This is a genomic window from Parachlamydiales bacterium (assembly GCA_041671045.1).
Taxonomy (GTDB): domain Bacteria; phylum Chlamydiota; class Chlamydiia; order Chlamydiales; family JABDDJ01; genus JABDDJ01.
The window spans coordinates 99,062-120,268 of the sequence record JBAZCF010000005.1 but is presented as its reverse complement, the minus strand read 5'-3'; the positions used below and the strand labels follow the sequence as shown (position 1 = coordinate 120,268).

General features: G+C 43.9%; 22 protein-coding genes. 9 read left to right on the top strand and 13 right to left on the bottom strand.

Features of this window, described 5'->3' with window-relative positions; genetic code table 11:
- Position 1: 1 nt before the first annotated feature.
- From rpsP to WC222_07395, 5 genes are read right to left on the bottom strand one after another with little or no spacing between them, the layout of a single operon-like run.
- Positions 2-340 carry a 30S ribosomal protein S16 gene (rpsP, locus tag WC222_07415; GenBank protein ID MFA6916209.1) on the bottom strand — a complete coding sequence of 113 codons (339 nt, stop codon included), beginning with the start codon at positions 338-340 and terminating at the stop codon, positions 2-4.
- A complete protein-coding gene (gene ffh / locus WC222_07410) occupies positions 331-1,659 on the bottom strand; it encodes a signal recognition particle protein (protein MFA6916208.1) in 1,329 nt (442 codons plus the stop codon). The genes rpsP and ffh overlap by 10 nt, the downstream gene beginning before the upstream one ends.
- Positions 1,660-1,704: 45 nt before the next feature.
- Positions 1,705-2,544 (bottom strand): peptide chain release factor N(5)-glutamine methyltransferase, encoded by an 840-nt coding sequence (gene prmC, locus WC222_07405; protein ID MFA6916207.1) that lies wholly within the window; start codon positions 2,542-2,544, stop codon positions 1,705-1,707.
- Complete coding sequence (prfA, locus tag WC222_07400; GenBank protein ID MFA6916206.1) at positions 2,541-3,617, bottom strand: peptide chain release factor 1; 1,077 nt, start codon at positions 3,615-3,617, stop codon at positions 2,541-2,543. Before prfA ends, prmC begins: the two co-directional genes overlap by 4 nt.
- A 21-nt stretch (positions 3,618-3,638) precedes the next feature.
- Complete coding sequence (locus WC222_07395; protein ID MFA6916205.1) at positions 3,639-3,917, bottom strand: type B 50S ribosomal protein L31; 279 nt, start codon at positions 3,915-3,917, stop codon at positions 3,639-3,641.
- Between the two features lie 193 nt (positions 3,918-4,110).
- On the opposite strand from WC222_07395, the gene WC222_07390 reads away from it, so the two are divergent.
- Positions 4,111-4,923: a hypothetical protein gene (locus WC222_07390; protein ID MFA6916204.1), complete on the top strand. Its 813-nt coding sequence runs from the start codon at positions 4,111-4,113 to the stop codon at positions 4,921-4,923.
- 19 nt (positions 4,924-4,942) lie between these two features.
- On the opposite strand, the gene dnaG is transcribed toward WC222_07390, so the two are convergent.
- A complete protein-coding gene (gene dnaG, locus WC222_07385; GenBank protein ID MFA6916203.1) occupies positions 4,943-6,739 on the bottom strand; it encodes a DNA primase in 1,797 nt (598 codons plus the stop codon).
- A gap of 4 nt (positions 6,740-6,743) precedes the next feature.
- A complete protein-coding gene (locus WC222_07380) occupies positions 6,744-6,995 on the bottom strand; it encodes a hypothetical protein (GenBank protein MFA6916202.1) in 252 nt (83 codons plus the stop codon).
- 103 nt (positions 6,996-7,098) lie between these two features.
- Between WC222_07380 and WC222_07375 the strand changes: the two genes are divergently transcribed.
- From WC222_07375 to dapB, 4 genes are all read left to right on the top strand, one after another.
- Complete coding sequence (locus WC222_07375; protein MFA6916201.1) at positions 7,099-9,276, top strand: ATP-dependent RecD-like DNA helicase; 2,178 nt, start codon at positions 7,099-7,101, stop codon at positions 9,274-9,276.
- A gap of 22 nt (positions 9,277-9,298) precedes the next feature.
- A complete protein-coding gene (locus WC222_07370) occupies positions 9,299-10,393 on the top strand; it encodes a phospholipase D-like domain-containing protein (GenBank protein MFA6916200.1) in 1,095 nt (364 codons plus the stop codon).
- Between the two features lie 98 nt (positions 10,394-10,491).
- Positions 10,492-10,920: a hypothetical protein gene (locus WC222_07365; GenBank protein MFA6916199.1), complete on the top strand. Its 429-nt coding sequence runs from the start codon at positions 10,492-10,494 to the stop codon at positions 10,918-10,920.
- 3 nt (positions 10,921-10,923) lie between these two features.
- Entirely contained in the window at positions 10,924-11,619 is a 696-nt protein-coding gene (dapB, locus tag WC222_07360; protein ID MFA6916198.1) for a 4-hydroxy-tetrahydrodipicolinate reductase, read from the top strand.
- Positions 11,620-11,700: 81 nt separating this feature from the next.
- Here dapB and WC222_07355 read toward each other — a convergent pair whose 3' ends face one another.
- Complete coding sequence (locus tag WC222_07355; GenBank protein MFA6916197.1) at positions 11,701-12,144, bottom strand: hypothetical protein; 444 nt, start codon at positions 12,142-12,144, stop codon at positions 11,701-11,703.
- A 241-nt stretch (positions 12,145-12,385) separates the two neighbouring features.
- Here WC222_07355 and WC222_07350 point away from each other — a divergent pair, with 241 nt between their 5' ends.
- Positions 12,386-12,994 carry an exonuclease domain-containing protein gene (locus WC222_07350; protein ID MFA6916196.1) on the top strand — a complete coding sequence of 203 codons (609 nt, stop codon included), beginning with the start codon at positions 12,386-12,388 and terminating at the stop codon, positions 12,992-12,994.
- On the opposite strand, the gene WC222_07345 is transcribed toward WC222_07350, so the two are convergent.
- Positions 12,953-13,561: a class I SAM-dependent methyltransferase gene (locus WC222_07345; protein MFA6916195.1), complete on the bottom strand. Its 609-nt coding sequence runs from the start codon at positions 13,559-13,561 to the stop codon at positions 12,953-12,955. The two genes, WC222_07350 and WC222_07345, sit on opposite strands and share 42 nt — an antisense overlap.
- Before the next feature lie 59 nt (positions 13,562-13,620).
- Between WC222_07345 and WC222_07340 the strand changes: the two genes are divergently transcribed.
- A complete protein-coding gene (locus WC222_07340; protein ID MFA6916194.1) occupies positions 13,621-14,916 on the top strand; it encodes a hypothetical protein in 1,296 nt (431 codons plus the stop codon).
- Here WC222_07340 and WC222_07335 read toward each other — a convergent pair.
- From WC222_07335 to folP, 4 genes are read right to left on the bottom strand one after another with little or no spacing between them, the layout of a single operon-like run.
- Positions 14,904-15,638 carry an RsmE family RNA methyltransferase gene (locus tag WC222_07335; GenBank protein ID MFA6916193.1) on the bottom strand — a complete coding sequence of 245 codons (735 nt, stop codon included), beginning with the start codon at positions 15,636-15,638 and terminating at the stop codon, positions 14,904-14,906. The two genes, WC222_07340 and WC222_07335, sit on opposite strands and share 13 nt — an antisense overlap.
- A 3-nt stretch (positions 15,639-15,641) precedes the next feature.
- A complete protein-coding gene (locus WC222_07330; GenBank protein ID MFA6916192.1) occupies positions 15,642-16,889 on the bottom strand; it encodes a hypothetical protein in 1,248 nt (415 codons plus the stop codon).
- 8 nt (positions 16,890-16,897) lie between these two features.
- A complete protein-coding gene (gene cdaA, locus WC222_07325) occupies positions 16,898-17,668 on the bottom strand; it encodes a diadenylate cyclase CdaA (GenBank protein MFA6916191.1) in 771 nt (256 codons plus the stop codon).
- Between the two features lie 14 nt (positions 17,669-17,682).
- A complete protein-coding gene (gene folP / locus WC222_07320) occupies positions 17,683-18,495 on the bottom strand; it encodes a dihydropteroate synthase (GenBank protein ID MFA6916190.1) in 813 nt (270 codons plus the stop codon).
- A 164-nt stretch (positions 18,496-18,659) separates the two neighbouring features.
- Between folP and WC222_07315 the strand changes: the two genes are divergently transcribed.
- Together WC222_07315 and cydB are read left to right on the top strand one after the other, a co-directional pair.
- A complete protein-coding gene (locus tag WC222_07315; GenBank protein MFA6916189.1) occupies positions 18,660-20,063 on the top strand; it encodes a cytochrome ubiquinol oxidase subunit I in 1,404 nt (467 codons plus the stop codon).
- Complete coding sequence (cydB, locus tag WC222_07310; GenBank protein ID MFA6916188.1) at positions 20,041-21,069, top strand: cytochrome d ubiquinol oxidase subunit II; 1,029 nt, start codon at positions 20,041-20,043, stop codon at positions 21,067-21,069. Before WC222_07315 ends, cydB begins: the two co-directional genes overlap by 23 nt.
- Positions 21,070-21,207: the final 138 nt, after the last annotated feature.

Genomic DNA, 21,207 nt, shown 5'->3' with positions numbered 1-21,207 from the left:
CTTATGCAGTTTGCTTAGCGCGGCGACGTTCGCGACGTTTCGCAGCTTGGCGTACTTTTAGTTTCTCTGCTTTTTCGCGCTGAGTGCGTAGAACTTCTGGAGCTCCGCGTGCTAAAAGAGCAACGACGTTCTCAGAAATTTCCGCGCCCATGTTAAGCCAATGTTGAATACGATCGGCTTTAAGAGCAAAGTTTTCTTCATGTACGCTCGCTAGCGGGCAATACCAGCCGAGAGCTTCAACATATTTACCATCGCGTGCTTGACGCGCATCTATCACGACTATACGATAAGTGTGACTGTTGCTGCGGCCTTGTTGGCGCAGTCTAATCTTTAGTGCCATAGGGATCCTCCCATCATCTTTTGTAACTGTTTCATGTTTGGCATGTTTTTAAAAAACTGTTTAGCCTGTTTAAAGGACTTGACCAGTTTATTTACTGCCTCTAGAGTTGTTCCGCTGCCATTGGCGACGCGCCGACGGCGTGAAGGGACCAACTCGGTGCGCTCGGAGCGCTCGTCGGGGGTCATCGACTGTATGATGGCCTCGACTTTATTAAATTCTTTGTCATCGATATCGATGTCTTTGAGAGCGTTCATGCCGGGAAGCATGCCTAAAAGGCTTTTGAACGATCCCATTTTTTTGACCATCTGTATTTGGGACAAATAGTCTTGATAGGTGAAGGAAGCGGAGCGAATTTTCTTTTCGAGCTTTTTTGCTTCATCTTCGTCGATATGTTCTTGTGCTTTTTTGACAAGATTGATTGTATCGCCCATCCCTAGGATACGGTCGGCCATGGAGCGTGGGTTAAACACTTGAATGTCGTCTACTTTTTCGCCTATGCCTTCAAAAAGAAGAGGCTTGCCGGTGATGTGACGGATAGAGATTGCTGCGCCGCCGCGAGTGTTACCGTCCAACATAGTGAGTATGGAGCCGGTAATAGGAACGGAGTTGTTGAACTGTGCGGCAACATTAGTTGCTTCTTGGCCTGTGGCGGCATTGGCAACGAAAAGGACGTGCTGAGGTTTAATGAGCTTGTAGAGCTCTTCTAATTGCTTCATCATCTCTTCGTCGACATGGAGGCGGCCGGCGGTATCGAGCAGGACGATGTCATGGCCTTCTTTTTTAGCGAATTCCATGGCTTTCTTAGCAACGGTCAGAGGATTTTTTTCGTTATCGTCGGAGAAAACCGGAACGCCGATCGATTGGGCTAGGGTTTTAAGCTGAGCGATGGCGGCAGGACGTTGAAGATCGCAGGCAACGATGAGAGGTTTTTGTGCTTTACCTGATTTCAAGAGATAGCGTGCAAGCTTAGCGGTATGGGTTGTTTTACCGGAGCCTTGCAGGCCGCACATCATGATGATAGTGGGTTTTGCGGAAAGGTCTAGCGGTGATTCTTCCCCCCCCATGAGGGCGATGAGTTCATCGTGGACGACTTTGATGAATTGCTGTCCGGGAGTTACAGATTTTAGGACTGCATCACCTAGGGCTTTGTGCTTGATCTGTTTGACGAGCTCTTTTGCAACACTATAGTTAACGTCAGCTTCAAGCAAAGCGAGTCTAACTTCGCTTGCTGCTTCTGCGACATTATCTTCCGTTAATTTATGTTTTCCCGATAGCTTGGATAGAAGACCCTGCATTTTATCGGTAAGAGCACCAAACATTTTTATCTTAACCTATTGATTTAAGAGGATAAGGTACTAAATTTTTCATTCATTTACAAGGAAAATATACCTTTCCCGCCCTGCCCTATCCTTGTCCAAATGGCATTCTGTCCAAGAGGGAGTATTAAAAATCCCGATGAGGTCATGGCCTTGACCATGTCCTATCTCTAACCAGGCTTTGCCTCCGCTTTTTAATAGCGCAGGCAATTCGTTATTTAAGCGTCTATAAAACTCCAATCCATCGGTTCCGCCGTCCAAAGCTTTATTGGGTTCATAAGCGTGGACTTCCGGTTGGAGAGCGGGAATTTCCTGTGTAGCAATATAGGGTGGATTGCAGGCGAGGAAATCACACGGGCGACCTTGCAGGGGCTGACAAAGGTCGCCTTGAGCAAAGGTCACTAAAACATTATTTATTTCTGCATTTTCCCGCGCTAAAGATAAAGCGTCGGGATCGATATCGGAAGCGTATACATCGAGTTGAGGACAAGCTTTTTTTACTGCGATAGCAATACACCCTGTTCCGCAGCAGATATCATAAAATACACCGGACTTCGAGCCGATTTCTTTGATGATTTTTTCGACTAATTCTTCTGTTTCAGGGCGAGGAATCAAAGCTCTTTTATCGGATTTAAGTATGCAATTGTAGAAGTCGACATTTCCGAGGATGTGCTGCAATGGTTCGCGTTTAGCCCTCCTACCCACAAGCTCTTTAAAGTTAAGAGATTGCAATGAATTCAGCTTGCGGTCCGGGTAGAGATAAATATCAAGGCGAGACAACCCTAGGACACTGCCTAACAGCTCTTCAACTTCCTTGCGAGGATGCTCTAATCCGCAACTTTCCAGGTAGGCGGCAGCGGACTGTACTTCTTGCAGCAAAGTGCTCATTCGTTTTCGTCGTGTAATTCTTGTTGATAGTAGTAGGCAACAAGCTGCGCAGTCAACTCTTCCAGATCCCCTTCCATGACACGATCAAGATTATAGCGTGTATAGTTAATACGGTGGTCCGTGACGCGGTTTTGGGGGAAGTTATAGGTACGTATACGCTCAGAACGATCGCCGGAGCCTACCTGTTTGGAGCGGGTATCGGCAATCAGGGCGCGGCGCTTTTCTTCTTCCGCATCGGAAATTTTAGCTTTGAGTAGGCGCATGGCCTTCTCTTTGTTTTTATGCTGGCTACGCTCTTCTTGAGAATAGACCACAATCCCTGTCGGCAAGTGTGTTAATCTAACGGCACTGTCAGTGGTGTTAACGTGCTGTCCGCCTGCACCGGATGAACGGTAGGTATCGACGCGCAGTTCTTTTTCATCAATGACGACTTCGCTTTGTTCATCGGGTTCCATAATGATGGCTACCGTGATGGCGGAGGTATGAACTCGCCCTTGTGCTTCGGTGTCGGGCACGCGCTGCACGCGGTGAGCGCCGCCTTCATAGCGGAGGGAGCGGTATACGTTTTGACCGGTTAGAACCATCACATATTCTTTAAAGCCGCCTACTTCAGATTCGGTGCATGACAGTAGTTCATATTTCCAGCCCACACGATCGGCAAACATCTTGTACATACGGACACAGTCCCCTACAAAAAGGGCTGCTTCATCTCCGCCTGTACCGGCACGGATCTCTAGAATGGAATTGCGGTGATCATTAGGATCCGGCGGGACTAGAAGAAGCTCTAATTTTTTCTCCAGCTCGGGAATTTGCTCCGTTAACTGGCGATTATCTTCTTCCAAAATAGCGATAAATTCCGGATCTTTTTCACTTTTCAGCATTTCGGTATTATCTGCTACTTGCTTACGAAAGCTAACAAGCGTATCCCAGGACTGTAGTACTTGGGTTAAGTAGGAGTGATCTTGGGAAAGTGTTTTAAATTGGGCTTTATCTTGAAAAGCGGAAGGATCACCTAAGGATCCTTCTACTTGATGAAGGCGCGCCCGCAAACGTTCGATTTTTTTCTCTAACATATCCAGCGGACGCCTTATGTTTTACTCTTTTTCAGAACCTTTTTGTCTTTTTTCAGAAGCTTCAGCATAACGGCGTTGGAATTTCTTCACGCGTCCTTCAGCATCCACAAAACGGTTACGATCGCCAGTAAAGAGAGGGTGTGAATCGGAGGAAATAGAAATTCTTATCATAGGATAAGTTTGTCCATCCAATTCTATGGTTTCTTTGCTGGAAATAGCTGCGCCACACTTAAATTGGCGGTTTGTAGATGAATCTACAAAAACAACTTCTTGGTATTGAGGGTGTTTATCTTTTTTCATGTAATTTTCTCCGGCATCAAAGCTCTTAATAGACAGTAATCTTACAGAGTAGGGTAAATTATTTCAAGAGAAAAGAAAAGTCGCATACGCACAGCTTTCCTCCTCTTCTTGATAGTTTAATAACGCTCAATCAATTGACTTATAACAACAAGTGATGTACTATTGTTAATTATTTTAAACAAATCACATCCTAATGATTAATAGCTTTAATTATATTTCACATCATCTAATTGATAAACCCATTGATGCAACTCTAAATTATTTTGAAGTGAGTGACTCGGAACGTACTGAATATAAAATTGCAGCGCTTTGGTTAGCGGCAACGGCCTTTCTTCAATTGACCTCATTAAATCCGCTGCTTCCCTCTACGCTGAAATATGCTTCTGCCTGTATCACTGCCCTTCCCTCAACAGTTGTCTTGGTTAAAAGTGTAGCTAGTTATCTACGAGAGAATGAAAAAGATATTCCTTCTCACTTCAAACTTTCTTTAGGTGCACTCCTTCTAACCATCTCATTAGTTGCATGCGCTATTTTATTAAAACCCGCTTATTTTGGCTTTATCTCATTACTTGGTTTGGCATTCTTTTGGACTTATGGACAAGAAAAGATCATCGCTCGGATGGATGTGCAAAGAAGAGAACAAGCCACAATAGAATTGAATGAACTAATTTTGTCCTGTGAACAGGAAATGGCTCAGCTGAAAAATAAAATTAGTCGCCTTCACTCCCTTATTGAAGGGGATGCCACACTTTACGAATTGTTTCATGAGGCCAAGTGGGAGCAAGCAGAGTTTATTAAAACGAAAGAGTCTAAATACCGGGAAAAGCCGGGAGTTGAGAATTCCTTAGTAGATAAATGGCAAAAACTTATGCGTGAAAAACATCGGCTTGAATGTCTTTTAGATACAGTGTTTGCTGTGATTGAATCTTCTGAACCGCTCCATCTGCGCTTCCTCCAAGTATTAGAAAAATTTCAGGCAGCACAATTTGGACAAACACTTCAATAGAGCGCATTTGGCAAGTGTATTAAATCGGTGTCTCCATCTTATCCGAAATCTTTACGACAGGGGGCGATCCCTTTAAGGCATCAAACTCGCGCAACAGCTTTAATACCTCATCGTCTGAACAGGTTCCGCTCTGAATTTTAAGGCGGACTTCTTCCCTTTTACGCATCCATTCCTTCTCCAACATCCTCTGGACAGTGATATGAAATAGATCATCCGCTTTATCCAGGTTGACCCTGCGTTCGACGATTTCGTGGATAAGTTGGTGGGCTTGCGGATCCTCAAAAGAACTAGCAAGCGTTAGCAAGTCGCATGATCCCGACGAAGAATGGTGGTGGACAAATGCTTCAAAAACATGCCTGCACGTTGCATCGATAAAATGATCGGGAGAGATATTGTTCAAAGCCAAAGGGACAAAATGGGGTTTAAGGGGGCCTGTCACAATTAGCCAACGCAGTAAATCTGATTCCAACACTTTATCCGGGTTTATCTCCATCATGCCGGCCATCGAATTCTTAGGCATATATACATGTGTGGAAGGAGCTTGAATAAACTCTTGCGGCAACTGCAGAAGCTGCGATAAACGTCTTAAACTCTCATGAACAATAATCGGTTCTTCCCAGGCATGTATCTGTTTGATTGCATGGTGGGCCAAAGCGTTTTTGCCGGCCGGAGATCCCAGGTCAAACTGAAGAGACAGATGATCCACAAGGAATGAGATGAAATCCTGCGGTTTATTAATAAGTTCAATAAAAGCTTCGATCCCCTGCTCTTGGACTAAACTGTCCGGATCGGATCCTTCCGGAAGACGAATGATTTTAACATCCATACCGGCTTTTGCACACAGATTGCCCACCTTAAAGGCCGCCTCTCTTCCTGCTTTATCGTTATCAAATGCAAGAAGAACTTCTTGAGCGCCTAAATTTGTCAATTCCTTGAGGTGGCCTTCACCAAAAGCAGTGCCTTGGGATGCTACAGTGATATCAAGACCATGATAGAGTAAGCGCAATGCATCAAGCTGCCCTTCGACGATGACAACGCGGCGTTCCTTAGCGATTGTGCGGCGGGATTGGTCCAGACCAAAAAGTATGCGGCTCTTTTTGAAGAGAGGTGTTTCGGAAGTATTGACGTATTTACCACCAAATGTCCCTTCTTTAAAACGACGTGCTGAAAAACCAACCACGGACCCGGAACTATCGCGGATGGGAAAGGTGATCCTATCGCTAAAGGGATCACGCAAAGTACCGTACTGAGTCTCGACCAAAATGCCTGTGTCGATAAGATGTTTCTCCGGTATTCCCATGTTGATCAGAATTTTGCGTACGAAGTCTTTCTGCTGGGGGGAATATCCGATACGGAAGCGTTGGATAAAATCTAGGTCAATGCCGCGGTCAAAAAGGTATTTACAGGCGGCATGACCTTCTTCGGAGTGAAGAAGCAATGTGTGGTAAAGTTCAGAAGCTTTTTCTAGAGCGAGTTTAAGCGCAGGCTTATTGATCTTCTCTTTGCTGTCATTAAACTCAACCCTTTCCAGGTAAACATTATAGCGCTGAGCAAGCGCTTCTACCGCATCGGTAAAAGACAAACGTGCATGCTGCATCATAAAGGTGATCGCATCGCCATGAGCGCCGCATCCAAAACAATGGTAAAAACCTTGGCTTTTATTCACGTTAAAGGAAGGCGACTTCTCATCATGAAACGGACAGAGTCCCTTGTAAGAGGTGCCTGCGCGTTTCAAATCCATATGGCCGGAAATCACGTCGACAATATCGACTTTCTGCTTCAGTGATTCCAGCGATTCTTTAGTAAAAAGGGCCATAAAGCTATCTTGTCAAAGCATCAAATAAAGGGTCATGCATTTTGCCTGGCCAATCGTTACCAACTTCTTCTTTCGGTGGGGTGTATTCGTGATGGCGCCAATAATAGCCATGCTGTCTTCCCGGATAGTATTCCACAGATTGTTCTTCTATTTCAAGACCTTCGTCTTCGCAGATTTCATCTTCAGGACAATATTCGGCTCCGCCTTGGGCGCCTAAAGGTGAAAAAGCCAAAAGGGCCATCAGTAAATATTTCATGTTTGCCTCCTGTCACTATTTTATGAAATCAAATTTCTTGCATAGCATCATTCCTAGATTTTAGGTAAGATATACTATTTACTCTAGTTTAAGACACCGAATCATGGAATGCATTAGCGGAAGCGTAGAGAGAATTACTTTTCAAAGTCAAGAAAATGGCTACACCGTAGCACATCTTCAATCTACAGACCGATCAGATACTATCTGTATCGTAGGTACTATGATGGGTGTACAGCCCGGCGAATTTGTCCGCTGCTGGGGTACGTGGAAAAAACACTTAGTCTACGGTTCCCAATTCGAAGTTAGCCAATTCAAAAGCGAAATCCCTGCCGATGTGGAAGGAATCAAAAAATACTTAGGATCAGGCTTAATTAAAGGGATTGGCCCCTCTTATGCCCAAAAAATCGTCGACCATTTTGGAGCCTCCACATTCGATATCTTAGATAGCCACCCAGAAAAACTCATAGATGTGAAAGGTCTGGGCAAAAAGAAAGTGGAGACAATCATCAACTGCTGGCAAGAGCAGAAAAGCATCCGCGATGTGATGATCTTTTTGCAAGGACATGGTGTAAGCAATACGTATGCACAGAAAATCTTCAAAGTCTATGGCAACAAAAGCATCCAACAGCTGAAAGAAAATCCTTACGCCTTAGCCAGAGATATCTATGGCGTCGGATTTAAAACCGCAGACCAAATTGCCAAGCAATTAGGAATCGCTCAAGACTCCCCGCTGCGGATAGATGCTGGAATTGAATATGTATTAAACCAGCTGACAAGCGATGGACATGTCTGCTATCCGATCGAAGAATTCCTGCCCATCGCCAGCGAGATGCTGATGGTGGAAGTGCGTTTGGTAGAAGAAAGGATCTCCTTTCTGGAAGCAGAAGAGCGCATTGTCTTGATGCCTATTGTCAACGGCGCCGGGCCGCGTCCCTTCATCTGGCTTAAGCGGCTCTTTCTTGCCGAAACAGGCATAGCACGCGAACTTCTCCGTATAGGCAAAGCGTACTGCGCACTAAGGGAAGTTGCGGTAGAGAAAGCTGTCGCCTGGGTGCAAAATGAGCTGAAACTGCAGCTAGCCATTAACCAAGCAGAAGCTGTTGCCAAAGCCATGCAAGACAAGCTCCAAGTGATCACAGGCGGGCCGGGTACAGGTAAAAGCACTATCACTCGCGCCATATTGACCATAAGCTCTCAACTAACATCCCACATCGTTCTGGCAGCTCCTACCGGAAGGGCAGCTAAAAGGATGACTGAAATCACCGGCAAACAAGCTAAGACTATCCATAGCTTGCTTGAGTGGGATTTCCGCGTAAGCGGCTTCAAACGGAACCGCCAAAACCCGCTCGAAGCAGACCTCATCATCATCGATGAAGCAAGTATGATTGACACTTCGCTGATGTATAGTTTGCTCAAAGCTATTCCTGACCATGCAAGAGTCATCTTTGTAGGTGATGTCAACCAGCTTCCCAGCGTAGGGCCAGGCAACGTCCTTAAAGACATGATCGCCTCGCGTACGCTTACAGTATCCTCCCTGACAGAAATCTTCAGGCAAGCTGCTAACTCCCGCATCATCGTCAGTGCCCACCGCATCAATCAAGGAAAAGTGCCCGAGCTCACTGCAACAGCTGACAGCGATTTCTATTTTATTGATTCACCTGAACCGGAAGACGTCCTAAAAAACATCACGACCCTGGTTTGTGAACGCCTGCCTCGTAAGTACGGGTTCGATCCTTTCCACGACATACAGGTTCTTTCCCCTATGAAACGCGGACTCTTCGGCATCGAAAACTTGAATATCGAGCTGCAAAAATTGCTCAATCCCGAAGGAACTCCACTTGAGCGCATGGGAAGACAGTTCAAGCGCAGCGACAAAGTGATGCAGATCCGCAATAACTATAAGAAAGAAGTCTTTAATGGCGATGTCGGCATTATTACAGAAATTAACACCTATGCCCAACATCTCTATGTAGACTTTGATGGACACGTTGTAGAATATGAATTCAATGAATTGGATGAATTGACTCTAGCCTATGCTGTTTCTATACATAAATACCAAGGAAGCGAATGTCCCTGCATCGTTGTTCCTGTGCATACTAGCCATTTTAAGATGCTGGACCGCAATCTACTCTATACTGCCGTTACCCGCGGAAAAAAGTTAGTCGTCATTGTAGGCAACAAGAAAGCTATGTTCATTTCGGTGCTCAACGATGAAGTCCACCGCCGCTACACAGGCTTAAGGCAGGCCATGGAAGCTCTCTGTATAAAATTACCCATTTAGTTATCCCCTTTAGGAAAAATCCATGCCAAAGAAAAAGAGCTTGAAATCACTGCGCAAGCCAAAAAAAATCACCTTAAAGCAAGCCATCTGTTTGTTTCCTATCCTGCTTATCGCCTATCTGCTTTCATCCTACGACGATTTACTTCACCCCTTAACCTTTCCGAATGATGGGGAACCTGTCGCCATCTATTCTTCAGACACACATCACGACATAAAAAAACTATACAGAGATGCTATCGATTCCGCTGAAAAGAACATTTTCCTCTATATCTACTCTTTTACAGACCCTGTGATTGCAGCGAAGCTCAAGGAAAAAACAGAGCAGGGAATCAAAGTGACCCTGATCTGCGATAAGGACGGCGCAGCCAAAACTAAGAAACTCGTCGGAAAGAAAGTGCAGGTTATCTCCAGGCAAAATGAAGGATTCATGCACCTCAAAATCATGGTTATTGATGAACAAAAAGTTCTGATCGGATCTGCCAACCTCACTACTGAGTCCTTAGTTATGCACCACAATAACGTGTGCGTCTTCAACAGCCCTAATCTTGCAATGCACCTGATCAGTTTATCGGAACATCTTAACCGCTCCAATAACCAAACAGGGGCCGATTTCCCGGAAAGAAAATTTACGATCGGCAACCAACCCATTGAATTTTGGATGCTCCCGGGGAACACAGCCGCCTGTAAGAAGCTAGTCAAACTCATCGACAATGCAAAAGAAAGCATACAAGTGGCAATGTTCACATTTACACGCTACGATATGGTTTATGCGTTGTTAAGGGCGAAACGTCGCGGAGTAGATGTACGAATCATCCTGGATGCAGGCATGTCTAAAGGTGCCGGTCATCATATTGCTACGCTTCTTTTTCTCCAAAGAGTCCCTTTAAAAATCAGTCAGGGTTCTCCCCTATTACATCATAAATTCATGGTGATCGATGAATCTACATTTGTGACAGGTTCGGCAAACTGGACAAAAAATGCTTTTAACAATAACGACGACTGCTTCCTAATCATAGAAAACCTAACGCCACCTCAAAGCGGACGGTTGAAGGAACTGTGGGACAACCTAGATCGTTCCTGCGGAATTTTCACATGTGACGAAGTGGATGCAGCATAAAACACCGTGTATTTAGAAAAGTGTTATAAATTTCATTTTTTATGCATCATCCTTTATGATTTTTTATTAAACTTTGCTTTTTCCATGGGAGTTACAAAATGAAACTAAAAAATTTATTTACCTGTTGCCTTATTGTACTCGCAACATGCTTTGCTATCAACCTAGAAGCTAGCTTTATTAATAACGGCCGTTTCCTATCCGATGCCGTACGCTTAAACGTAGGCGGTACGCTGGATAATAATGGCGAAATCATCGGACGCACTTCAATCAACCTTTCTTGCGAGGCATTAGTAGGGAAAGGCAAAATTCAAGCCCCAAAGATCGTTATCAAAACAAAGATTTTTGCTTACACAGGCAAAATAAGCTGTTCAGAAAGCTGTATCATCATTGTCTCTGAGCCTTTTAACGAAAAGATGTTCAAAAAAGAAGGCTCCGGCAAGTTCGACATCATCGTTGACTCCGACGATAATCCTAAACCTGTTCGCAAGTCACTTGTGCCTGCAACACTTGAATTCACCGTGGAATAACCAATGTTAAAGATTGCTCTCTTAGGATACGGAAAACTCGGCCGCCTTATTGAAGACTTGGCCCAGGGGCAAGGACATTCCATTATCGCCTGCATCAACTCCCACACTCCCAAAGAGAAAAAGCAAGAGCAGATATCCCTCGCGGATGTCTGCATCGACTTTAGCGTCCCCTCAGTTGCCATTGAACACATAAAAATGGCTGCTGAAGCAAAAAAACCTATCGTTGTAGGTACAACAGGCTGGTATGAAAAGATCGATCAAGTAGAAGATTGTATAAGAACTCACGGCACAGCATGCATCTATGGTAATTTTTCTTTAGGCATGATTTTGTTCCAACAAATTATCCAATCTGCAGCCCGTTTAATGAAATATTTTGAACAATATGATATTGCCGGACATGAGATACATCACCGCCATAAAGTGGATGCTCCTTCAGGGACTGCGGTGATTTTAGAGGATATTCTGAAGAAAGAAACGGGGCGAAAATCTATTCCCTTTTCATCTACTCGGTGCGGAAGTATTCCCGGTACACACACCATCTTTTTAGATAGCCCTTGCGATACCATTGAACTTACTCACCACGCCCGTAACCGCTCCGGATTTGCCGAAGGCGCTCTGATTGCTGCAAAGTGGATTATCGGCAAGCAAGGGATTTTTACTTTTCAAGAGCTTGTAGAAAGCCATGGAAATGTGCAATAACAGGCCAAACCCGCCCTGGTACTGATGTGCTGCGACAAGTCGCCGTACTCCTATACTAAGACAAGCTTTGCATATCTTAACTTAATGATTGCAAGCAGTGGCATACCTACTGCCTACAGACTTAAATATCGTATCCGGATTTCTCAGCGCAATTTCCACTCCAATATTAGATGGAATGCAGTGGTGCTGTAAATATAAGCGGCGCAATTTCCCGTCATCATCAAAATGAAGGTTAAATTCCATCCATCCTTCACTAAAGAAATACGAGACCAAGGTCGTATGCAAAAAACGTTCAACACGTAAAGCATTTCCAAAGGAAGCTTCAGCTGCCGAGCGGTTCATATACTTATATAAGCTGTTAATGGAACAATGGGGAGAAGTAAGTTGATTAATGAGTTCATCAAAGGTAAGCTGATTGCTCAGCCTCAGTCCGAGGGCTTGAGATATGTCCTCGGGACAACACACCGGATACCGCCACCGGGTTATAAGACGCTTAAGCGGCTTTAACAAATCAATCTTGCTCATGCAAGAACCTTCGTTATGTTTTTTAATGCCTATCCCCTTCGTTGCGAAGAAGAATCTACTTAATCAATCGACCTTGGACTAAGCAGTAATCAGCGTATGTTGTGTTTTGAATTACTTATGGTTGTAAACATAATGGAACTCAACAAAAATATGCAAATATTTTTTTCTGCTAAAGAAGCCATTTACCTTCATAGGTTTCCTGTGTTAAACTTCAAATAATTAACACAATCCCCCATCCAAGATGCTGGCAATTTTTTTAGACATAGAGACTAATGGACTTGATGCACGTAAGCATTCTCCTATAGAGATCGCCTTTACTATCATGGATGTCACTGAAAACAAAAATCTTGTAAGTTATCAGAGCGTTATCAGCCTTGAGGAAGATGCCTGGGGATATACAGATCCCCGTAGTTTACTTATCAATGGCTTTTCCTGGGATAAAGCCCGCGCCGGCAAATCGATGAAAACAGTTTCACAAGAGATTATTGCATGCTTTCAAGCACAAGGAATCAAACGTGGACATGCAGTTTTCATCTGTCAGAACCCTACCTTCGACCGCGCATTCTTCTCCCTCATCATCGATGTTTACACACAAGAAGCCCTAAACTGGCCTTACCATTGGCTCGACATGGCTTCTATGTATTGGGCCTTGAAAGTGAAGGAGTTGCAATCCATTAACCAACCCTTTGTGTCTGAGATCTCCCTTTCAAAAAACGATATCGCTGCAAAATACAATCTCCCTCCTGAAAAGGAACCGCATAATGCTATGCAAGGGGTAAATCACCTCATTAAATGCTACGAAGCGGTATTAGGAGTGGTCTTTACCGGTACCCCTCTGAATAAGCAGTAAGGCAGGGGCCGTCCGCATATTTATCCATTGATGAAAGCATACATTCCATTGTTCCTTCGGTAATGTCGATGCCCACTCTACAACTCGTTCTTGTTCCTCTTTTCCCCCCGGATGTCCTGAATAGCAAGTAACGCAAAGCACTCCCCCTTCTGCAATAATCTCTGATACACCTTTCAGACTTGCTATCGTCGACAAAGGTAATGTCGTAACAGATTTATCACTCCCCGGGAGATACCCTAAGTTATAGACCGCTAATTTAACCCTCTTTTCAAGAAGAGCTGCGGGTAACCGGTCATGCGAACCATGAACAAAATGCACACGTTCCAACCACTCTAAAGGAAAATGCTGTTGTAACTTTTCTTTGGTATTCTTTAAGGCTATTTCCTGCAGATCAAAAGCCCAAATCATTCCCGCGTTTTCATCTAGCACCCTTTGGGCTAAAAACAATGTATCGTTGCCATTCCCACAAGTTGCATCTATAACAACATCACCTTTTTCTAAAATTTTTTCACACCAAAAGTGCACTAGATCTATGTGTCGATGAAATAAAGGAAATTGATATTGCATTGCTACTCGTTTGGTGTTAATTAGAATTTTATTCTTCTTTTCGTAATCGAAGGTATCATATGAGTTTTATTCCGGGTGTTCAAGCATTAAAAAATTGGTATTACGAAGAACCTGTTGGGTCTACCAAAGCCAGAGAACTCAGAGCAGAAATTGAAAAAACTAAGCTTCTGCTCTCAGAAGAAGAGGGAGCTGATTCTATTCCGGGGCTCGACACCAACCTCATGGTATCCTCGACAGACACGCTTGAGTCCCCCCATGTTGTCATTGATTTGAAAAAAGCTCTGAGAGAGCGCAAAATCAAAAAGCAAATCAAAAAAATGACAGACAAAGCTGAGGACACGCATATCGCTAGTGTTGCTGTACAAACAAGTCCGTTTGCAGGATCCTCAGGAAAATTTCTATTAAGAACTTTTGAAGTAACCACAGGAGTCTCATTTCTGAGTACAGTGGTCTTGGGTGCTATAAGCGCTGCGACATCTTCAGGTTGGAACCTTATTGTGGCCATTGGAGGAATTAGCTCTACTGCACTAGCTGGAGCAACGGGCGGAACGTGGTATGCATGTCAGAAGATCGATCAAGCTATTGCCGACATGAACGCCTTATCCCCCCATCAAGTAGAAATACTTAAGACCATTGCGGATGGTGAGCTGAAGTTTATATCAGGTCAAAAAGCGGCTGAAACTCATGAAGATCAGGAGAAAGGCAAAGCGGTATTAGATTCACATTTAGAAGAGTCGCTGGCTATCTTTCGCGATATTGATTTAGAGCAATATCCGGAAGCTGCAGAGATACAGGAGCTCATTGAAGAGAAAATAGGAAACCCGCAATTCAAGGAGGAGGTAGAAGCTCTGCAAGATAGACTAAAACACATAAAAGAAGAAATGGAGCATCTAGACGAAATCAGAAACAAAGTTGTATGCAAGAGAGTTATACAAAAATTACCCAAAGACAATCCCTTACTACAAAGCTTGCAAGGAGTTTTTGATAATTCTATTACCGCATCTCCATCACAAAGCATGAAGCGGCCTACTGTATTTTCTAAGAGTGTCCCCATTACGCCTAACCCTATCCGAAAGAAATTGCAGTTTTCAAGTGCAGTCACAGTGACAGAAGCAGAAAGAAAAGATAAAAATATTGCCGACGGAATAGTTTACGAAACAATTGAGCTCCCCACACGGCACAGCGACGAGGATATGGATGAAGGCAGTCGTGGAGAGTCCATCGAAATGATTGAAACCCATAGAGATAGTAACAATAGAATTATTAACTATAATCTTTTATGCGCGCGCTTAGGTTATGAACCAAAACAGCTCTTTTTCGGAAATGAGGAGGTACGGCAAATCTATGATAGATAGCCCGTCGAAGATTGCAAATAATGGGAGATGATCGCTAAGGCAGCGATCGGAGCGGTATCAGTGCGTAAAATATTGTAATGAAGGGAAACACCAAGAAATCCTTTTTCCTCTAACAGCATTATTTCATGCTCGCTAAGTCCCGCTTCAGGACCAATGCAGAAATGAATATTTGGTTCGCGAGTTTTTTGCAAAGCGTCCCACAGCCGAGTAGCCTGTGGGCGCACATCGCCATAAAACAAGGCTCCCTGCATTTTCGGCCAGCTACCTATCTCCGGAAGAAGACTGATTTTAGGGAGAAAAAGCCTTCCCGATTGCTTAGTGGCTGCGATAAGGATTGCGTGGGCACGCAAAGTCTGCTGTACCGATAGTCCTTCTTTTTCACTGCGTTCCCCCGGGAATAGAAGGATCTCATTCACTCCTAGTTCAGTGGCTTTTTCCAAAATAGTATCTAGTCGATTGATTTTTGGAAGACCTTGCAATAAGACCAGGGAATGGGGAGAGGGAACTTCTTTATGCAGCTTATCGACAACAAGGATACAGGAGTTTTTCTTGATCTCTTTCACGTGTGCATGAGCCAGGATTCCTCTGCCGTTGATCAATTCTACATGATCCCCTTCAGAAGCGCGCATGACGCGAATAAGATGACGTGCTTCCTCTTCCTCTAAAGTTACATTCTCATGGAGGTTAAGGTTATCTGGTGTATAAAACCGGTAATGAGGCATGTGTTACTTGACTATGATAGAATCTTTTTCGACAACTGCGTCTAAGACTAGTTTATGTTCAGGACGTAAGTATAAAGCCAAGTTGTGCATAAAGTTTCTGAAGCGCTGCCTTAGGAGTAGTTCTCTACGTCTTAATCCACCACCACCTAGATTTTTTACGGGCTGGTCATTGGCAAGCAGCAGGGCGACAAATGTGTTCTCAAGCTCATGTGCATCAACAATATTCAGTCCCCACTCCAAGACTTCCCTTTCTTCACGCGGCGCTGCGATAATAGCAATCTCCAAGCTATCCTTAACGACGTCTAAGAAAAGTTTATTTACGCCATATAGATAGAAGGATTGTTTAATGACGTTGATCCCTTTGATCTTTGCAATTTTTTCGTTTAAAGCCAAAGGATGGCTATCAGGATTTAAGGTCTCGGCCAGGTTCAAGGGATAGAATACACGGATAGGCAAGGGCCCGGCTATGGGCAGCCACTGCTTAATAAGGAAGGTAATATGAAGATTTTTTGCTTCAGGGTCGTTTATATCCTCTTCTAGCCCTTCCCTATAGGGAATAAATATTTTGCGCAACTTAGGAGGGATATAAAAGCTAACCTCATTAATCTCCACTCCGCTGACAACGTTATTTTTCAGCCCTTCCAAATCTGCTTTTGAGATTAAGCTAAGGTCAATTTCCAATTGGATCTTCTTGGCTTGTATCTCAGCGATTTCTTCTTCAGAACCGGTAATGGTCTGGAAAAGACGCGTAGGCCAAATGTCCATATATTCATAGCCATAGGGAGCTTCTCCAATGGGCGGAAGAATATGAATGGGGACGCGCGCTGTGATCAGCCTACTGAAGTGGATGACAAAATCGGGATGTTCGACTTGTGTAATATGGCTTGCTAAATTGATATCGGGATTAAGGCTGACTAAATTCTTCTTTGTGATATCTACGATCCATTCATTGGTATCTACTGAAGAAGCATCTAATACAACTTCCACATCGGAGGGTTCTATATCTTGGATGACGTCTTTAGTGCCGCTTAAAGTCAGGGTAATTCTTTTACTTAACGTACCGTTAGGGAGCAGCCCCACCACAGTTTTATCTGCAGGCAGGTTAATGATTTTAATGGGTATGTTGGGAAGGGTCTTAGTATCCGTAATAGAATGGTTCACAAATAGCCACAAAATAACAGCAGAAAACAAAGCAACAACTTTACGTTGCCAATGATCGAAAAAGAAGCGGTAGAGACGTGATTCTGTCATGCTGTTCCTTAATGAGTGAAGGCTGAGGCCATGCGCCCTTTAGTCGGTGTAAAAATACTGCGCATAATCCCCTTAAACCGATCTACCTTTACGCCGCGTGTAATAATCCCATCACGAGCGATGGAGACCTTGCCCGTCTCTTCGGAGACAACCACAACGAGAGCATCCGTTAATTGGCTGATTCCCAGTCCTGCACGGTGGCGGGTTCCCATAGATTTTGACAATTGGGTGCTATCATCGGCAAGAGGAAGGATAGTGGCTGCTGATAATATCGTCGTCCCCCGCATAATAATAGCGCCGTCGTGCAGCGGGGTGGTGGTAGTAAAAACAGATTCTAAAAGTTCTGAAGAAAAATAAGCGTTGAGCAAGACAGCTTTATTAGCGAACTCATCCAACGAATCTTGGTTTTCAAAAACAACAATAGCCCCTATACGTCTATCGGCAAGTTTGTAGATAGACTGGGCAATATTATCTAAAAATTTATCGAATTCAGTAAGCTCCCTATACCGTTTCCCCTTAAGGCTCAAACGTGAAAGCGTCAAACGCACTTCGGGCTGAAAGATAATCAACAAGGCAATAACGGCTACGTTGACAAAATACAGCATTAGCTTTTGGATAACGGGAAGGTGCAGCCAATTTACAAGGGCGTAGAGGATCAATACCGCAATTAGGCCTAAGACAACGTCCATAGCCCGGGTATTCCAGAAGAAGGAGAGGAAGTAATAAACTATCACAGAGATAACAGTTACTTCTACTGTGGGAACCAGGAAGTCAAGCACTCCTGCACCTCGATTTATGCCCGTTTTTCAGGGATGTGTTCGCTATACGCTTTTAACAAATTAATAATGTCGCGACTTTCTTTTACATCGTGAACTCGTAGAATGTCTATACCATTCATACATGCAATAGTATGCATTGCTAAGCTCTCGGGAAGAAGTTCTTCATATGATTTATTATTAATTTTTCCCATAAAAGACTTACGCGATAAACCTAAGAGCAAAGGAAATCCCAGCTTTTTTAGTTCGGCAAAATTGTGTACAATTTCTAAATTATGAGCAACAGTTTTTCCAAAGCCAATCCCAGGGTCTAAATAGATTTTGTCCTTGTGCGCCCCCTGTTCCAGAAGTTCGCCCACTCTTTCCATCAGCCATGTCGAAATTTCCTTTATCACTCCTTGAGAATAGGAAGGATCTTTTTGCATTGTCCGCGGCTCACCCTGCATATGCATTACAAATAATGTTGCTTCCGATTCTACCCCTACACGCCGCATTTCCGGATCCCTAAATCCACTGACGTCATTGATAAATGTTGCGCCCGCATTAACAGCCGCCGCTGCAACTTGCCATTTTATTGTATCTATCGAGATTGGAAGAGGAATGGACTGTCGCACCTCCTTGATTAGAGGTATGACACGTTGAATTTCTTCTTCTAGGCTAACAGGTGCTGCGCCGGGGCGGGTGGATTCTCCGCCTATATCAATAATGTCTGCACCTTGCTGATAGATTTCATGAGCGCGTTGTATCGCCTTTTCAAAACTGAAATGCTTTCCCTTGTCTAAACTTGAATCAGGAGTGGCGTTCAAAATACCCATAAGCTTTGTATGCATAATTCCACTCATATTTTGGGAAGATGATAACACGTGGACTTTATATTTTGGAGAGTATTTCTGCACTTGTGATGTAGCAACCTCATAATTATTTTTTGTAAAATTATTTGTTCTTTATCAAAAGATTGCTTAGCCTGGTGCTATATCATTTGGAAAAAAATATTATGGACGTAGAGATCTTAGCCCGAATTCAGTTTGCTCTAACTATCATGTTTCATTACATATACCCTCCCTTGAGTATTGGATTGGGACTAGTGATGGTGTTTATCGAAGGGGCCTACATAAAAACAGGAAACCCTCTCTATAAATCAGCGGCACAGTTTTGGACTAAAATCTTTGCCTTGACATTCGCTATCGGCGTCGCCACCGGTATCGTGATGGAATTCGAATTCGGCACTAATTGGGCTACCTACTCGCGTTATGTCGGCGACGTCTTCGGCAGTGCCCTCGCTGCTGAAGGGGTTTTTGCCTTTTTTCTTGAATCCGGCTTCCTCGCACTGCTTCTTTTTGGCTGGAACAGGATAAGCCCTAAACTGCATTTCTTTTCTACCCTGATGGTATGTTTAGGAGCTCATTTCAGTGCTATCTGGATCGTCGTGGCAAACTCCTGGATGCAAACTCCCGCCGGTTATCATATTGTGGGAGAAGGAATGACAGCTAGGGCTGAGATAACAGATTTCTGGGCGATGGTATTCAACCCCTCCTCTATGGACAGATTAGCCCATACTGTTATCGGAGCATGGCTGGCCGGGGCTTTTCTTGTCATAAGCGTCAGCGCCTACTATCTCTTGAAAAGGAAATTCATTGATTTTGCCAAAATATCCATGAAAGTGGGCTTGGGATTAGCCACAGTTGCAGTCCTATTGCAAACTGTCAGCGGACATAGTTCAGCTAAAGGCGTTGCAGTCAATCAACCGGCAAAACTCGCAGCTCTAGAAGGAATATACCACACTGAAAAAGGAGCCCCCCTTTCATTATTCGGTATTCCAAACACAGCCGAAGAACGGGTCGACTATCAGATCGCCATTCCCAAATTATTGAGCTACTTAGCTTTTGATAACCCCGACGCAGAGATCAAAGGTCTAAATGAATTTCCGAAAAAAGATTGGCCCAATGTGTACTTCACCTTCTATAGCTACCACCTCATGTTAGCTATGTGGGGGGCTATGTTCCTATGCTGCCTTTTAAGTATTGTCTATTGGTGGCGTGGAAAGTTAACCACAACACCGTGGCTTTTGCGTTTACTTGCCTTCTCCGTCCTTTTCCCTCAGATAGGCAACCAAATGGGATGGTTCTGCGCAGAGACGGGCCGCTACCCTTGGCTTGTCTATGGACATCTTCGCATCTCTGAGGGTCTTTCTAAAGCTGTTGCAGCAGAACACGTTTTAGGATCCATCATTCTATTCGGAGTTGTCTACACCTTTTTGTTCATCCTCTTTATCTATCTTCTGAATGAAAAGATCCAGCACGGACCGGAAAACTTCGATACCGCCAATCTTTACCACCAACTTTCCACACCCTTCAAGACACCCTCAAAGGACGCTCATGGAAAACCTGCCCAGCCTTAACCTAATTTGGTTTATAATTTTTGTTATCCTTATCACAGGCTACGCAATACTGGACGGCTTTGACTTAGGCGTAGGAATTGTCCATCTTTTTTCTAAAAAGGATGATGAACGCCGGATCATGTTGAACTCCATAGGACCTGTATGGGATGGAAACGAAGTTTGGCTTGTCACAGCCGGCGGTGCGCTTTTTGCCGGTTTTCCGGATGCTTACGCAACTCTCTGTTCTGCTTTTTATATTCCCGTCATGATATTGCTGACAGGGATAATATTCAGGGCTGTAGCGATTGAATTTCGCAGCAAACAACCCCAAGCTTGGTGGAGATGGACCTGGGACGTTCTTTTTTCCGTTGCAAGCTTTATCATTACCTTTGGGCTTGGTATTGTTCTAGGCAACCTCGTCCGCGGCATTCCTCTGAATGACGAAAAAGAGTTCATAGGCGATTTTCTCTCCTTGCTTAACCCTTATGCAATATTGGTCAGCTTTCTAACAGTTTCCTTAGTTGCAATGCATGGGGCGATCTATGTGTTGATGAAGACAGAAGGCGAACTGCACGATAAAATCCGGTCATGGATTAATCCACTGATCATCAACTACATCATATTATACGCCACCTGTACTATGGCAACCCTTATCTACCAGCCACATATGGTAGAAGCTTTCCGTGAGCGCCCCTTCTTTTTCATTATTGGGGTATTAAACATGCTAGCTATTGCTAACATCCCCAGGGAAATCCATAAGAACCGGGACCATCGGGCTTTTGCCTCTTCCTGCGCGAATATCATTTTTCTAATGATTCTTTATGGCATCGGATCTTTCCCACAAATGGTGCGGGCAATCAATAATCCTGAGTACAGCCTTACTATTTATAACGCCGCGTCCTCTGATTTAACCCTGAAGATCCTCTTAATCATTGCCTTTATAGGTATTCCACTCGTTCTTTCTTATACTTTTATGATCTATTGGATTTTCAATGGCAAAGTCCGTATTGATCAGAATAGTTATTGAATTAGAATACTAATTTCTGCAAAATCTTTTTGTTGCGGAAATGAACATAAAGCAAAAGCAGTGGATGCGTGGCAAATACATTAGCCGGTTATCCAATAGACTTCTTTCGAAACTCGCTTTGATTGAGAAAATTGACGA

Coding starts and splice junctions, on each gene's coding strand:
- rpsP (MFA6916209.1), bottom strand. CDS start 340: ATGGCACTAAAGATTAGACTGCGCCAACAAGGCCGCAGCAACAGTCAC.
- ffh (MFA6916208.1), bottom strand. CDS start 1,659: ATGTTTGGTGCTCTTACCGATAAAATGCAGGGTCTTCTATCCAAGCTA.
- prmC (MFA6916207.1), bottom strand. CDS start 2,544: ATGAGCACTTTGCTGCAAGAAGTACAGTCCGCTGCCGCCTACCTGGAA.
- prfA (MFA6916206.1), bottom strand. CDS start 3,617: ATGTTAGAGAAAAAAATCGAACGTTTGCGGGCGCGCCTTCATCAAGTA.
- WC222_07395 (MFA6916205.1), bottom strand. CDS start 3,917: ATGAAAAAAGATAAACACCCTCAATACCAAGAAGTTGTTTTTGTAGAT.
- WC222_07390 (MFA6916204.1), top strand. CDS start 4,111: ATGATTAATAGCTTTAATTATATTTCACATCATCTAATTGATAAACCC.
- dnaG (MFA6916203.1), bottom strand. CDS start 6,739: ATGGCCCTTTTTACTAAAGAATCGCTGGAATCACTGAAGCAGAAAGTC.
- WC222_07380 (MFA6916202.1), bottom strand. CDS start 6,995: ATGAAATATTTACTGATGGCCCTTTTGGCTTTTTCACCTTTAGGCGCC.
- WC222_07375 (MFA6916201.1), top strand. CDS start 7,099: ATGGAATGCATTAGCGGAAGCGTAGAGAGAATTACTTTTCAAAGTCAA.
- WC222_07370 (MFA6916200.1), top strand. CDS start 9,299: ATGCCAAAGAAAAAGAGCTTGAAATCACTGCGCAAGCCAAAAAAAATC.
- WC222_07365 (MFA6916199.1), top strand. CDS start 10,492: ATGAAACTAAAAAATTTATTTACCTGTTGCCTTATTGTACTCGCAACA.
- dapB (MFA6916198.1), top strand. CDS start 10,924: ATGTTAAAGATTGCTCTCTTAGGATACGGAAAACTCGGCCGCCTTATT.
- WC222_07355 (MFA6916197.1), bottom strand. CDS start 12,144: ATGAGCAAGATTGATTTGTTAAAGCCGCTTAAGCGTCTTATAACCCGG.
- WC222_07350 (MFA6916196.1), top strand. CDS start 12,386: ATGCTGGCAATTTTTTTAGACATAGAGACTAATGGACTTGATGCACGT.
- WC222_07345 (MFA6916195.1), bottom strand. CDS start 13,561: ATGCAATATCAATTTCCTTTATTTCATCGACACATAGATCTAGTGCAC.
- WC222_07340 (MFA6916194.1), top strand. CDS start 13,621: ATGAGTTTTATTCCGGGTGTTCAAGCATTAAAAAATTGGTATTACGAA.
- WC222_07335 (MFA6916193.1), bottom strand. CDS start 15,638: ATGCCTCATTACCGGTTTTATACACCAGATAACCTTAACCTCCATGAG.
- WC222_07330 (MFA6916192.1), bottom strand. CDS start 16,889: ATGACAGAATCACGTCTCTACCGCTTCTTTTTCGATCATTGGCAACGT.
- folP (MFA6916190.1), bottom strand. CDS start 18,495: ATGCATACAAAGCTTATGGGTATTTTGAACGCCACTCCTGATTCAAGT.
- WC222_07315 (MFA6916189.1), top strand. CDS start 18,660: ATGGACGTAGAGATCTTAGCCCGAATTCAGTTTGCTCTAACTATCATG.
- cydB (MFA6916188.1), top strand. CDS start 20,041: ATGGAAAACCTGCCCAGCCTTAACCTAATTTGGTTTATAATTTTTGTT.